Below are 14,129 nucleotides of genomic sequence, written 5' to 3'. Positions count from 1 at the left end.
TTAACGAAATAGGGTTACGCGCTGTGCCACTGTGTAACAGGCGTAAGCCAACAGTATAACGTCAATATCTCAGGCGCCTTTACGCCATTGGAGCAATAAAATGAAGGTAAACTTTTTTGTCACTTGTCTTGGTGATACCGTAAAAGCAGAGGTTGCTAAAAAGACAGTGCAACTGCTGGAACAACTCAAGTGTGAAGTGATTTTTCCAGAACGCCAAGGATGTTGTGGTCAACCCGCACTAAACAGTGGCTACATTGAAAAAAGCAAACCTGCGATGAAAAGCATGATCGAAGCGTTTGAAATTAATGATTATCCAATCGTAACTCCTGCTGGCTCATGTGCAGCCTCGGTAAAAAAATACCCTCATTATTTAGAAGATGAACCAGAATGGGCAGCTCGCGCACAAAAAGTTGCTGACCGTTTATTTGAACTGACCCAATTTGTTGTACGCCAATTAGGGGTAGAAAATGTCGGTGCTCGTCTTGAAGGTAAAGGAGTTTATCACCCATCTTGTAGCCTTATTCGTAAATTAGGCGTACGTGAAGAACCGCTTATTTTATTGAATAATGTTGAAGGCCTAGAGCTATTACCAATTGATAACCAAGAGACATGCTGTGGTTTTGGCGGTACTTTCTCAGTCAAAATGTCTGAAATTTCAGGTGAAATGGTGACAGAAAAAGTACAGCACATTAGCGCAGTAAAACCTGACTTCTTAATTGGTGCTGATATTAGTTGTTTATTAAATATTGGTGGCCGTATTAGCCGTGAAGGTCAACCAATTAAAGTAATGCACATTGTTGATGTGCTGATGAGTCGTTAAGAGGTCATTATTATGTCAATGAAAACCAGCAACGTTAAATTTAAAGATCGTATTCATCTAAAAATGAAAGATGAATCAATGCGTGCCGCCGTTGCCAACGCACAAGAACGTATGTTTAAAAGCCGTGCTGTTGCCGCTGAAAAACTCGGTAACTGGGAAGAATGGCGTGAAATGGGCATGGATATTCGTAACCATGTACTTGAAAACCTAGATTATTATTTACTACAACTAAGTGAAAATGTAGAAAAAAATGGTGGTCACGTTTTCTTTGCCGCAACCGCTGAAGATGCAACTAATTACATCGAAACCATCGTAAAGAAAAAGAACGCGAAAAAAATCGTAAAATCTAAATCAATGGTGACCGAAGAAATCGGCATGAACCAGATGATCCAACGTAATAATTGCGAAATCATCGAAACTGATTTAGGCGAATACATTCTACAAGTCGATGATTGTGACGCGCCATCACACATTGTTGTGCCAGCATTACACAAAAACCGCACCCAAATTCGCGAAGTGTTCAAAGAAAAGCTCGGTTATGAAGGTTCATCTGATCCTGAAGCCATGACCCGTTTTGTCCGTGAGCATATTCGTCATGATTTCCTTGAAGCAGAAATCGGTATTACTGGGTGTAACTTCGCCATCGCAGAATCTGGCACTGTCACACTAGTGACTAACGAAGGTAATGCACGTCTAGCTACCAGCTTGCCAAAAACACATATCGCCGTCATGGGTATGGAACGTATTGTTCCTACTTTTGAAGAATTTGATATTGTTGCGAGCCTATTATGTCGCAGTGCAGTTGGTCTACCGCTAACAGGTTATGTCACCGCGCTAACGGGTCCACGTGAGAATGATAATTGCGATGGTCCAGAAGAGTTCCACCTTGTTATTGTTGATAACGGTCGTTCAAAAATTCTAGGCTCAGAATTCCGCCCAATCCTACGCTGTATCCGTTGTGCAGCATGTGTTAATACCTGCCCTGCATACCGTCATCTTGGTGGTCAATCTTACGGTTCAATCTATTCAGGCCCAATTGGTGCAGTATTATCGCCTTTACTTGGTGGTTACAAAGACTTCAAAGACTTACCTAACGCTTGTAGCTTATGCCGCGCATGTCATGACGTCTGTCCAGTGAAAATCCCACTGTCTGATTTATTGTTAAAACACCGCCAAATTATGGGTGAAGAAAAAATCACAGCGCCTGCAGAACGTGCAGCAATTACAGGTTTTAACTTTGTTAACTCTCACCCATTCATCTGGGATAAGACAGTTAAAATGGGTGCGATTATGGCAGGGAAACTGATCAAAAATGGCAAATTGCCGTTCAAAGTTGGTCTACTTAACGCTTGGACACAAACTCGTGATTTACCAGAACCAGCAGGTCAATCATTCCGTAGCTGGTTTAAAAACAGAAACAATAAATAAGGGACTTCCGCATGTCAGAGCAACGCATTTTTAACCGCGATAGTTTCCTTGATAATATCGCCAAACAACTTGGTCGTGAGCGTATTACAACTCCTGTCGCACGCCCAAACTTAAAATATAACTGCCATAAAGAGGTTTTTGCGAATAAAAGCCCTGATGAGTTAAAAGCCATTTTAGTTGAGTACACTGAAACAACATTAGCCTCTCAGGCCGTGGTTACAACCAAAGATAAGCTAACAGAAACGTTACGCAATGTATGTTTTCACTATTGCACTGATGATGGCGAAGACCTTAATCCTATCGGAGAAACCATCTTTACAGCGGATAATCGTCTGTTAGATATAGTAAATCCGAAAGATTTAGCTGAAAAGCAACATGGTGTCTACATTTGGGATCATAGTGCTGGTTATGAAGCAAATATTGCAGTTGCAGAGCGAGCTAAAGTGGGCGTAGTATTTGCAGAGCAGGCACTTGCAGAATCTGGCACTATGGTACTTTACAGCCAAGCTGCACAAGGTCGAGCTGTTAGTTTGCTCCCTGAAGCGTCTGTATTTATTGTACCTAAAAGTAATATCGTTCCTCGCTTAACGCAAGCGACAGAGCTATTACATCAAAAAGCACAAAATGGTGAACGTATTCCATCATGTGTAAACTTTATTTCAGGTCCTAGTTCGACAGCAGATATCGAGCTGATCAAGGTTGTTGGTGTGCATGGGCCCGTCTTTGCCACCTACATCATTATTGATGATATGTAATTTTACCTATCACCAATAGTGATAATCAAACTAGCAGGATGCTAGTGGTTAAGCACTTAAACGGGAATATGAAAAAACGCAGTTATCGGACTGCGTTTTTTTTCGCGTATAATTCGGCAATAAACCGACTCATGGAATATTAATATGCCTGCCATTGATGATCTCGTTCTTTTTACCCAAATTATTGAGCATGGATCGTTCAGTAAAGTTGCTGAGCTCAATAACATCACCAAATCTGTTGTCAGTAAACGTATCAGCAAGCTTGAGACCAGTTTAGGGCTACAACTTATTTACCGTACCACGCGTAAACTAACACTGACCGAGCCTGGTGAAGTACTCTACCATCGAGCAAAAAGTATCAGTAATATTGCTCAAACCGCGTTTGATTCTGTCACCGGCTATAGTGAAGCACTCTCTGGAAAAATACGGATGTCAGTCCCAACTATTTCAGGCGAACTGGTGCTAGCGAATGCGGTTTCTACTTTTTGTCAAAAGCATCCGGGCCTCACAGTTGATATGTCACTTAATAATCACTTTGTCGATTTAGTTGCAGATAACTACGATCTGGTTATTCGTACAGGCTACCTTGAAGACTCGAGTCTCATTGCAAGACATATTTTTAACTCTCGTTGGGTTATCTGCGCTTCACCAGCCTACTTTGAACAACACGGAATACCTGAAACACCAAAAGCATTAAATAGTCATAATTGTTTAGGCTATAACCCTCAAAGCTCAGGTCCTTTTGAATGGCAATTTATTCGCCAGAATAAGATCTATACCCATAAGGTCAGTGGTAACTTTTCATCAGATAATGCCGCAGCATTAAAGAAAGCAACCCTCGCTGGTAATGGCATTGCATATTTACCGACTTGTTTAGTTTATGACGAATTACAACAAGGAAAACTGATTGAAGTATTAGCTGCCCATGCTGGCAAAGTAGTCGGTATTTATGCTGTTTACCCTTATACCCGTAAACCAGCCAAACGCATTCAAGCCCTTATTGAACATATTCGAGAAAGCTATATGGAAATTAAAGAACAATTTTAGCCATCAATAAGTTTCATTAATAAATGACCGTCATACAAGGCTTGTTTTACTAAAGCAGCCCCAGGCATGGTTGCTTGAGTATAAAAACAACTTTCTTTCAGCTCTAAATCGCGATTATAAATCGGCAATGTTTGACCAATAATACATTCCATTATTGCAGGATATAAAACCGATTTAGCGCGATTTAACTCGCCTCCAATAAGAATTCGTTGCGGATTAAACAGATTAACCATAATCGCTATTGCTTGCCCAAGGTGATGCCCCAGATCGATGATAATTTGACGAGCAAGAGCATCACCAGCCACTGCAGCATCACAAATAGCTTCAATGGTTAGTGTGGATTCAACAAGTATTGAAGCATGTCCTTCTTGTAAACGAAGCGCTGTTTGCTCTAATACTGCAGTCAAGCTTGCAACAGTTTCTAAACAGCCATGATTGCCACAGAAACAGCGCTTACCATAAGGCTTAATCTGAATATGGCCTAATTCACCGATATTGCCAGTTCGACCTTGAAGTACCGTATCATCTAAGATAATCCCCGCGCCAACACCATGATGCACTGACACTAAAATAGAATTTGAAATTCCTTGTGAATTACCAAATAATTTCTCAGCTAATGCCCATGAGCGAGTGTCATTACCTACAAATACTGGCAACCCTGTTTCCTGACGAATAACATCACTTAACGCTAGATTATTTATGGTGTAATGCGGCATTTGTAATACGATACCTTCATCAGCATTGACAAGTCCTGGTAATGAAACAGCAATCGCTGAAATACGATCTAACGCACTAACATGATTGGCAAAAAAGACATTAATTTCAGTTAATAACTTAGACACTACATCATCTTGCTGCAATTGCTTAATTTCTTGTCGTTCCTCAACCAAAACATCACCACTTAATGAGTGTAATGCGATGGTTAAATAACCTCGACCTAATCGAATCGATAAAAATTGCCAGCCTTCATTAGCAGGTACAAGTCCTATTGCTGGGCGCCCACGGCTTGTCGACTCTTGATATTGCGTTTCTTTTATTAAGTGCGCTTCGATTAGTTCACGGGTTATTTTGGTAATACTCGCAGGAGCAAGTTGACTACGCTTAGATAATTCAATCCGTGAAATAGGTCCGTACAGATCAATAAGTTTATATACGCTCCCGGCATTATTTCTTTTAATATGATCAATATGACCTGGCTGAGCGACGTACATGTCGATACTCCTAGGGAAAAAACAGCGCTAAATATCATTCAGTTTCTAATTTTTTTACTTTGCGAACTAATTGTGAAGTCTCTTGTTCTCAGGACGTGACAGACGTCACGAGGAATCCCTAAAGACTTCCGCTTTCGGTTCTGACATAATGATAAATCGATATTTCGTCGAGTATAAATTCAACTAGCAAATTTAATCTCTTGCGTGCTTTTACTCAGCAATATTTACTATGATCTCTCATTAGTAATAACAAAAGCAGCGGTAGAGAATATGAGGTTCCACGTGTACAAAATTAATGAAGTCTTTGAAACCATTCAAGGTGAGGGTGTTTTCACCGGTGTTCCTGCTATTTTTGTTCGTTTACAAGTCTGCCCTGTTGGTTGCTCATGGTGTGACACCAAACAAACATGGACTGCTGAGCCTGAAGATTTAGTCAGCGTTGAACGCATCATGGTAAAAACAGAAGACTCACCACTTTGGACACAACTTGATGCTGATGGCGTTGTAAATTTATTAATTGCTCAAGGTTATACGGCTAAGCACGTTGTTATCACCGGCGGTGAACCTTGCATATATGATTTACGTCCATTAACTGCGGCATTAGAAGTTGCAGGCTTTAATTGCCAAATAGAAACCAGTGGCACGTCAAATATTTTAACCAGCGATAATACCTGGGTTACGGTATCGCCAAAAATCAATATGAAAGCGAAATTACCGGTTTTAACCTCTGCGTTAGCCCGTGCTAACGAAATTAAACACCCAGTTGGTACACAGAAAGATATTGATCAATTAGACGATCTTTTAGCAACCGCAGCATTACGTAATGATGTCACTATTGCTTTACAACCTATCAGTCAAAAGCCTCGAGCAACTGAATTATGTATTTCAACCTGTATCGCACGTAATTGGCGTTTATCAATCCAAACTCATAAATATTTAGCGATTGCTTAACGGAAGCGATTAAAGTTATTACACTATAATTTCAGCAAATAATAATGCAATGATAAGGCTCAGTTTGATTATCATTGCTAAAATGATCGTTTCTTAACCAACCTTGTGTGTAAATTATCACTTTCCCACATCAATTTATCAATCTGGTGAGATCAATGCTTGATGCTTGACGTAAGAAAGGTAATATTACTAACACAACGATATCTTTAAGCACACCATACTTTAATTCCAAAGTGAGTGCCTAAACGGAGAATAACTTAAACATGACTTACGCGCCTGTAACAGACGTATTAAGCGGTAAGCTAGCAGTTGACAGTGAAATTACTGTTCGTGGCTGGATCCGTTCACGTCGTGATTCCAAAGCTGGAATTTCTTTCCTTGCCATTTATGACGGCTCTTGTTTCGACCCGATTCAGGCCGTGGTCTCTAATGAGTTAAATAATTACCAGGAAGAAGTACTTAAATTAACAACGGGTTGCTCTGTTGAAGTCACTGGTACTATTGTTGCCTCTCCTGCTAAAGGTCAAGATTTTGAGCTAGTAGCAACCGCAGTTAAAGTTGTCGGTTGGGTTGAAGACGCTAACACTTACCCAATGGCAAAAACACGCCACTCAATTGAGTATTTACGTGAAGTTGCCCATCTACGTCCACGTACTAACGTGATTGGCGCAGTGGCACGTGTTCGTAACTGTCTATCTCAAGCGATCCACCGCTTTTATCATGAGCAAGGGTTCTTCTGGACATCATCACCACTTATCACATCATCTGATTGTGAAGGCGCAGGTGAAATGTTCCGTGTATCAACACTTGATCTAAACAACCTACCTTTAGATGATAAAGGCAGCGTTGATTACGATAAAGACTTCTTTGGTAAAGAAACATTTTTAACCGTTTCTGGCCAATTAAATGCTGAAGCTTATGCATGTGCATTAAGCAAAGTTTACACATTCGGTCCAACATTCCGTGCTGAAAACTCAAATACTAGCCGCCATTTAGCAGAATTCTGGATGGTTGAGCCTGAAGTCGCTTTTGCTGATCTAAACGATGTAGCAAAACTTGCTGAAGACATGTTGAAGTATGTTTTCGCGGCTGTTCTTGAAGAGCGTCGTGATGATCTTGAATTCTTTGCTTCTCGCATTGATAAAGACGCTATCACTCGTCTTGAGCAGTTTGTTAACGCTGATTTTGCACAGGTTGATTACACTGATGCAATCCAAATTCTACTCGATTCTGGTAAGAAATTTGAATTCGATGTTGAGTGGGGCATCGATATGTCTTCTGAGCACGAGCGTTACCTTGCTGAAGAGCACTTCAAAGCACCTGTTATCGTTAAGAACTACCCGAAAGACATTAAAGCTTTCTACATGCGTCTAAACGATGATGGTAAAACAGTAGCAGCAATGGATGTTCTTGCTCCAGGTATTGGTGAGATCATCGGTGGTGCTCAGCGTGAAGAGCGTTTAGACGTTCTTGATGCACGTATGGTTGCGATGGGTATCGACCCTGAACACATGGGTTGGTACCGTGATTTACGTCGCTACGGTACTGTTCCTCATGCAGGCTTTGGTCTTGGCTTTGAGCGTCTAGTTTCTTACGTAACAGGCATGGGTAACGTACGTGACGTGATTCCATTCCCACGTACTCCACGTTCAGCGAACTTCTAATTCCTATCTTAGATAAGAACGCTAAAAAGCCACTTTCGAGTGGCTTTTTTTATATCAAAGCCAACATCCCATCATATAAAGATGAGCAGACGATTTAATAAATATTGCATTAGCCATAAAAATAGAATAAATTTCAAAAAAAGTATTCATATAAAGAATATATCAACTCTGATAGAACGAATGTAACAATGAGAAGTCAAAATAAAAAAACATATCAGTCCCAACTCACTATTTTTAAAAATTTCACTATCTTTTTTTGTACACTTTCTACCCTTTATCTCATTTACAATATCTATCATGTTAAGAGCTTTCACCAACAGTATATTACTAAAATTAAATTGGTATATTCTTATACTCGTCGTTTTGGATCATATTACAATAATACTCCAGAAAAATATAAAGCAGCCGATCATTATAAAAAAGACAATGTTTCATTAGTCGTTAATAAAGCTACTCAAGTTAAAGTGCTATCAAATGGTATTAGCAAATTACGTTCAGAATTAAACCAACTAACAAATAATAATATTTGGACTATTGCTGTTTTTGAAAATCCAGCTGACTATGCACATTTTGATCCTATTCGACCAGAATATTTAAATCAATTTGATAAATATGGTGAAAATTCAGTTATGCTCCGCATTGTTGCGCGAGAAGGTATACTTAATACATATCAATCTTTTTATGGATGTAATTTAAAACTCACAGAAAATTATATCGAAAATGGTTCTAATACACATATTCGAACTCTTTACTACCCTATTTATAATAAAATGCATCTTGATGCTCTGCTGGCTATCGATATTAAAAATAAAGTTTTTTCTGAATTTTTAGAAAAATACAACAAACAACATTTAACAATAATTAATATGAATAAGCATAATAATATTTATAATATAATAAAGCTTCTTCCTTGCTCAGAAAAAAACCCAATAACTATTGGTATTAATTTGTTATCTATTTTTAAAGCGATATTTTTTCCAGCTCTTTTATTAAGTCTTTTTTATCGTTACTTTAGAGTTTACTTAATTAAGAAAAAATATCATATTCAACGAGATCAAATGACAAAATTTTATCGTCGAGATTATTATGAGAAAAAATGGTTAAAACAACATGATTTTAATTTATTAATAATAGATATTGATCACTTCAAAAAAATTAATGATAACTATGGCCATGAAGTTGGCGACGATATTATACGCCACGTGGCCAATAGGATTAATAACTGCATTCGAGCCAAAGATATTGCTGTTCGCTGGGGTGGAGAAGAGTTTATTATTACCTTTAAAGATATGACTAACAAGCAACTACATATTAAAGCACAACAAATATGTACTTCAATATCATTAAGTCCTATATTAGGGCTTGATATTACCGTTTCTATTGGTGGTACAACCGCCACTAACACTCACTTTAATAATGTGTATAAAATCGCAGATAAAGCACTCTATTACTCAAAACATAATGGCAGAAATCAGTACACGATTGTCTAATAAATATCTAGATAATCACTCTGTTACAATTATTATTACACATAATGTGGCATTTAATACCTATTGGGTATTTTTATGCCGAAAACAAAATTATTCATGGATATAACAAGTATTTTTCATTTTAACGCACTGTATGAACCTATAAAATGTAATCATTGAGATCTTAAACACCATGGATAGTAATGATTATAAATATAAAAGCTCTTTTCAAAAATTCACTGCGTCATTTTAAGCTTTTTAGTTTATTTTTTATCATCTGCTCTGGCCTTTATTTTATTTATAATGTTTATAATATTAATAAATTACATGACCAATATATTTCAACTTTGAATAATGTCTATTCTGCCGCTCGTCGTTTTGGTTCTTTTTATAATAATACCGGTACAGAAGATTTAAAAGATGGCCAATACTTATTTAACGATGTATCTGTAGTTGTAAATACATCAACACAAGCAAAAATATTATCTACTGGTATAAACAAGCTACGTTTACAAATAGATAAATTGACTGAAAACCATATTTGGACAGTAGCTGTTTTTGAAACCTCTGCCAAATATTCACATTTTGATCCACTTCGTGATGTATATTTAAAACTCTATGATCATGTTGTACTTAACTCTATTGTTAAAAATGAAGGATTGATAGATACTTATCAATCCTTTTACGGCTGTAATATAAAACTAACGGATGTATATACAGAACAAGGTACAGGTGAAGTTCTTCGTACTGTATATTTCCCTATATATAATAATAAAAAATTAGATGCTTTATTAGCCATTGATATTAATAATTCAATGTTTAAGAATATGTTAGATAATTATAATCGTAATAAAATGACAATTATCAACATAAATAATAATAACATTTATCAAACCAGTAAATTATTACCATGTTCAGAAGTTGATCCTATTTATTTAGGCGTTAATTTTTATACTCTGCTAAAGTTCACCTTTTTACCTTCTATATTATTAATGTTTGTATATCATTCTTTAACAAAAATCATTGCGAAGAAAAACTTCATTTTACGTTATGACCAAATGACTCACTTTTATCGTCGCGATTATTATGAAACAAAACTACTTAATCAATCTGATTTTAATTTATTAATTATTGATATTGACTACTTCAAAAAAGTGAATGATACCTATGGTCATGAAATTGGCGATGAAGTTATTCGTGGTGTAACCAAACGAATTAATAACTGTATTCGTAATAATGATATTGCTATTCGTTGGGGAGGCGAAGAATTTATGCTTTCATTCCCAAAAATGAATAGTGAGCAACTTACGAAAAAAGCTCAACAAATATGTGACTCAATTGCGTTATATCCTATCTCTGATATTGATATTAAAGTGTCTATTGGTGGCATTAGTTCGAAAAAAATACATTTTAACGATGCTTATAAAGCAGCAGATCAGGCACTCTATCATTCAAAAAACAATGGTCGTAATCAAGTTACCATTGTTTAAATGTGGTATTCATGGAGCAACTTAGTCAATACCATAACTTCTGTTTAGTGTAAAAATGTACAGAAAATATAAATATATATTCACAATTTTGTTGCATCCTCTTGTCAAGGTTCTATCACTAAGGGTATAAATAGAGATATAACTATTTACTTACCCATGGATGAAAAATATGTTTGAAAAGATTACAGCTGCACCCGCTGATCCAATTCTCGGTTTAACTGATGACTTTAAAGCTGATCCTAGAACACATAAAATTAACCTCGGTGTAGGTATTTATAAAAATGAAGCAGGTAATACACCTGTTTTAGCAACAGTAAAAAAAGCAGAAGCTATTCTATTAGCTCAAGAAACAACCAAATCTTATTTGGGTATTCCAGGTACGCCTGAATATGGTCTAGCAGTGCAACAACTACTCTTTGGCGCAGACTCTACCCTAATTGCAGAGAAACGTATTCAAACAGCACAAGCTCCTGGTGGTACAGGCGCTCTACGCGTTGCTGCTGAATTTATTAAACGCCAGTTAGGTGATGTTACCGTTTGGATCAGTAATCCAACATGGGCTAACCATCATGGTGTCTTTGGTGCTGCAGGTTTAGAAACGAAAACCTACGGTTATTATAACGCTGACACAAAAGATATTGATTTTGATGCAACGATTACTGATCTAAACCAAGCAAAAGCAGGTGATGTTGTTTTACTTCACGGTTGTTGTCATAACCCTACAGGTATTGATCCAACCAATACCCAATGGCAAACATTGGCTAAACTTTGCCTAGATAAAGGCCTATTACCCATGTTTGATTTTGCATACCAAGGCTTTGCTTGTGGTGTGGAAGAAGATGCTCAAGGACTACGTATCTTTGCAGATCAGGTGCCAGAACTTCTTGTTGCTAGTTCATTTTCTAAAAACTTCGGTCTTTATAACGAGCGTGTTGGTGCTTTTACCTTAGTAGCTAAAAATGCCGAACAAGCTACGGTTTCTTTTAGTCAAGTAAAGTCAATTGCACGCGTTATTTATTCAAACCCACCAGCACATGGTGCTGCCATTGTTACTCAAATTCTAAATGACGCTGTATTACGTGCAGAATGGGAACAAGAAGTTGCCGACATGCGTGATCGTATTCAAGAAATGCGAGTACTTTTTGTAGCAACCCTAAAACAGTGTGGCGTAGACGCTGACTTTAGTTTTATTGAACGTCAAAATGGCATGTTCTCTTTTTCTGGTCTCAACAAAGATCAAGTTAACCGCCTTAAAAACGAGTTTGCTATCTACATTGTTGGCTCTGGACGTATTAGTGTTGCAGGCATGACAAAATCAAATATGCTGCCATTATGTCAGGGAATTGCTGCCGTTTTATAATTAATAGCTACTAACATAAACCATAAAAAAGAGGATAATCATCCTCTTTTTTATTGACTATAGTAATAATAATATTAGCCTGATTTATTTAATGGCAGAACATTACAATAAAGATCATGTTCATAATGTTTCTCTAGTTGTTCACGCCAAGGCCGCTGTGTTATTGGTACTAGATAAAACATTTCTCTTGTTGTATCAGTGACAAACGCCATTCCATGCCGCATAACTTCATAATGAATATCATGAATATAGCCAAGAGAAAAACTCTGTCTCCCCGTTAACATATTAATATCTTCGCGACAGAAGGATACTCCCTGTGTATCGTCTGCAAATCGTTCAAGTAGCCAACCAGAAAATTCCTTTGCACTTATCATCGTCATAAGATCAGTTTCTCCGAATTTTGCGCACTCCTTGAGAATCACTCTCCATCTAATAGTTATAGCAGAGTAAAAAACAACCGTAAGTTTTATCTATTAAAGATAATAATAGTCCAAATAATAACTGTAGTATTAGAGAGATGAAAAAAATAACATTATGAGGGAAATAGAAACAAACAAAAAAGACCCGCTTCTTAACGAGAAGCGGGATTGGCATCTCTTAAAGCGCTTTATATAACACTTTATTCCCTGCCAACTGGATACGCTCCACTAACCCTTCTTCAGTTAGTTTTTTTAATGCGCCGGTAGCCCAAGATGCCGCTTTTGCATCTTCCTGACCCGCTTGTAAACCAATACCTTTTGGATTTAATCCATCGGTATTATTAACGATAATGTCTAACACTTGTTGTTGTTTAGGCGTTAGCGTCACAACCGATTTAGAAGCAACGATCGGCTGAGTTGTCACAGCAGCCTCTACTTTTTCAATCACAGTTTCAATTTTTAAAGTATCGTTAACTGCAGAGGTGGTATTGGTTAAAAGAGGTTTCTGTTTATGCAGTTTACGCTGGATATTACGTTTGTGAGAAATTCTCATGATTTTATTTGCTCCGTTACACTACTTTCGATCACCACTATTTTCAGCGAGAAAAAGTGAGCGCGTTTTATACCAAGGTTATTTCGCAATTGCCAGCAAACGATTATTTATCCATCAATAAATATGATCACTCGCAAATGAAAGTCAAATAATTATGAATTTTGGCATACTATAAGTAAAAACAAGGCTAAAAATCACCATTTTCATCGAAATACGTTTTAAAAATATACGTCTAAAATATATTTGATAACGACATTGATATAATTATTATAGTAATAATGGTCTGAGGAGGTCGCTATGAAGACGCTTCATATTCATGCTGAAAAATTAACAACAAAACATTATATTGGGTTGTTAATTGCCATAATCACTATAGCTCTCGCTTTTGTAAGTTATTTTAAATCGCAATTATCAGCTATCAGCGTTGGGATTATGATTCTTTTAATACTACTAATGTTGTTGCTGATGATAAAACAGATGAATAGGCCAAGCATCAGTTTTACATTAACTTTTATGCACTGCCAATATCATAGCCGTTACGGTGGATGGACAACAACGTGGCACAATATCGCCGATATCGGTCATGTAGCACTTAGCACTCAGGGTTGGTACACGTCCCTACCTTGGGTAGGTATTCGCTTAACAAATTATGATGATTTTATTAGTACTATTTGCCCACGAGTCGCCTCAAGAATATTACTAGAGCAACGAGTTTTACTGGTAATGGCGCTAAAATCTCAGCCTGATTCACCCTATCTACTTGAAGATATGCTATTTGATGACTCACCTTTTATCACAACCAATGGTGAGCAATTTCGCGGACTACAAGCCATGCTTGCCAATCGAATGCGTTATAATAGAATTTTCTTTGGGTTTGATTTTTTTATTGCTGACGATGTTATTGATCGGCCTGTTGCTGATTTCATTGGTCTATTGCGACGCTATAAGGCGGCAGCTTAACA

General features: G+C 37.3%; 13 protein-coding genes. 10 read left to right on the top strand and 3 right to left on the bottom strand.

Annotation, left to right across the window (positions count from 1 at the left end; genetic code table 11):
- Positions 1-100: 100 nt before the first annotated feature.
- The 4 genes from PAND9192_RS02400 (at position 101) to PAND9192_RS02385 (ending at position 4,050) form a co-directional block, all read left to right on the top strand.
- Positions 101-820 carry a (Fe-S)-binding protein gene (locus PAND9192_RS02400; protein WP_087852385.1) on the top strand — a complete coding sequence of 240 codons (720 nt, stop codon included), beginning with the start codon at positions 101-103 and terminating at the stop codon, positions 818-820.
- 12 nt (positions 821-832) lie between these two features.
- Entirely contained in the window at positions 833-2,248 is a 1,416-nt protein-coding gene (locus PAND9192_RS02395; protein WP_087852384.1) for a LutB/LldF family L-lactate oxidation iron-sulfur protein, read from the top strand.
- 11 nt (positions 2,249-2,259) lie between these two features.
- The gene (locus PAND9192_RS02390; RefSeq protein ID WP_087852383.1) at positions 2,260-3,003 is read left to right on the top strand and encodes a LutC/YkgG family protein; all 744 of its coding nucleotides are present in this window, start codon (positions 2,260-2,262) and stop codon (positions 3,001-3,003) included.
- A gap of 144 nt (positions 3,004-3,147) precedes the next feature.
- Positions 3,148-4,050, top strand: a complete 903-nt coding sequence (locus tag PAND9192_RS02385; protein ID WP_087852382.1) for a LysR family transcriptional regulator — start codon at positions 3,148-3,150, stop codon at positions 4,048-4,050.
- Here PAND9192_RS02385 and mlc read toward each other — a convergent pair.
- Positions 4,047-5,261, bottom strand: coding sequence for a sugar metabolism global transcriptional regulator Mlc (mlc, locus tag PAND9192_RS02380; protein WP_087852381.1), 1,215 nt, complete (start codon positions 5,259-5,261; stop codon positions 4,047-4,049). The genes PAND9192_RS02385 and mlc overlap by 4 nt on opposite strands.
- Positions 5,262-5,543: 282 nt before the next feature.
- Here mlc and queE point away from each other — a divergent pair, with 282 nt between their 5' ends.
- The 5 genes from queE to PAND9192_RS02355 all read left to right on the top strand — a co-directional run bounded on the left by queE (position 5,544) and on the right by PAND9192_RS02355 (position 12,195).
- Positions 5,544-6,212, top strand: coding sequence for a 7-carboxy-7-deazaguanine synthase QueE (gene queE, locus PAND9192_RS02375; RefSeq protein WP_087852380.1), 669 nt, complete (start codon positions 5,544-5,546; stop codon positions 6,210-6,212).
- 263 nt (positions 6,213-6,475) lie between these two features.
- Positions 6,476-7,876, top strand: coding sequence for an asparagine--tRNA ligase (gene asnS / locus PAND9192_RS02370; RefSeq protein ID WP_087852379.1), 1,401 nt, complete (start codon positions 6,476-6,478; stop codon positions 7,874-7,876).
- Between the two features lie 188 nt (positions 7,877-8,064).
- Positions 8,065-9,366 (top strand): GGDEF domain-containing protein, encoded by a 1,302-nt coding sequence (locus PAND9192_RS02365; protein ID WP_087852378.1) that lies wholly within the window; start codon positions 8,065-8,067, stop codon positions 9,364-9,366.
- A 182-nt stretch (positions 9,367-9,548) separates the two neighbouring features.
- Complete coding sequence (locus PAND9192_RS02360) at positions 9,549-10,835, top strand: GGDEF domain-containing protein (protein WP_087852377.1); 1,287 nt, start codon at positions 9,549-9,551, stop codon at positions 10,833-10,835.
- 169 nt (positions 10,836-11,004) lie between these two features.
- Positions 11,005-12,195, top strand: a complete 1,191-nt coding sequence (locus PAND9192_RS02355) for an amino acid aminotransferase (RefSeq protein ID WP_159458197.1) — start codon at positions 11,005-11,007, stop codon at positions 12,193-12,195.
- A gap of 74 nt (positions 12,196-12,269) precedes the next feature.
- Here PAND9192_RS02355 and PAND9192_RS02350 read toward each other — a convergent pair whose 3' ends face one another.
- A complete protein-coding gene (locus PAND9192_RS02350) occupies positions 12,270-12,575 on the bottom strand; it encodes a hypothetical protein (protein ID WP_087852883.1) in 306 nt (101 codons plus the stop codon).
- A 217-nt stretch (positions 12,576-12,792) separates the two neighbouring features.
- The gene (locus PAND9192_RS02345; protein ID WP_087852375.1) at positions 12,793-13,167 is read right to left on the bottom strand and encodes a MarR family transcriptional regulator; all 375 of its coding nucleotides are present in this window, start codon (positions 13,165-13,167) and stop codon (positions 12,793-12,795) included.
- A gap of 477 nt (positions 13,168-13,644) precedes the next feature.
- On the opposite strand from PAND9192_RS02345, the gene PAND9192_RS02340 reads away from it, so the two are divergent.
- On the top strand, positions 13,645-14,127 hold the full coding sequence (locus PAND9192_RS02340; RefSeq protein WP_234998897.1) for a DUF2982 domain-containing protein: 483 nt from the start codon (positions 13,645-13,647) through the stop codon (positions 14,125-14,127).
- Positions 14,128-14,129: the final 2 nt, after the last annotated feature.

Source organism: Photobacterium andalusiense (assembly GCF_900185625.1).
Lineage (GTDB): Bacteria > Pseudomonadota > Gammaproteobacteria > Enterobacterales > Vibrionaceae > Photobacterium > Photobacterium aquimaris.
This window is presented reverse-complemented; position numbering and strand designations above follow the sequence as displayed.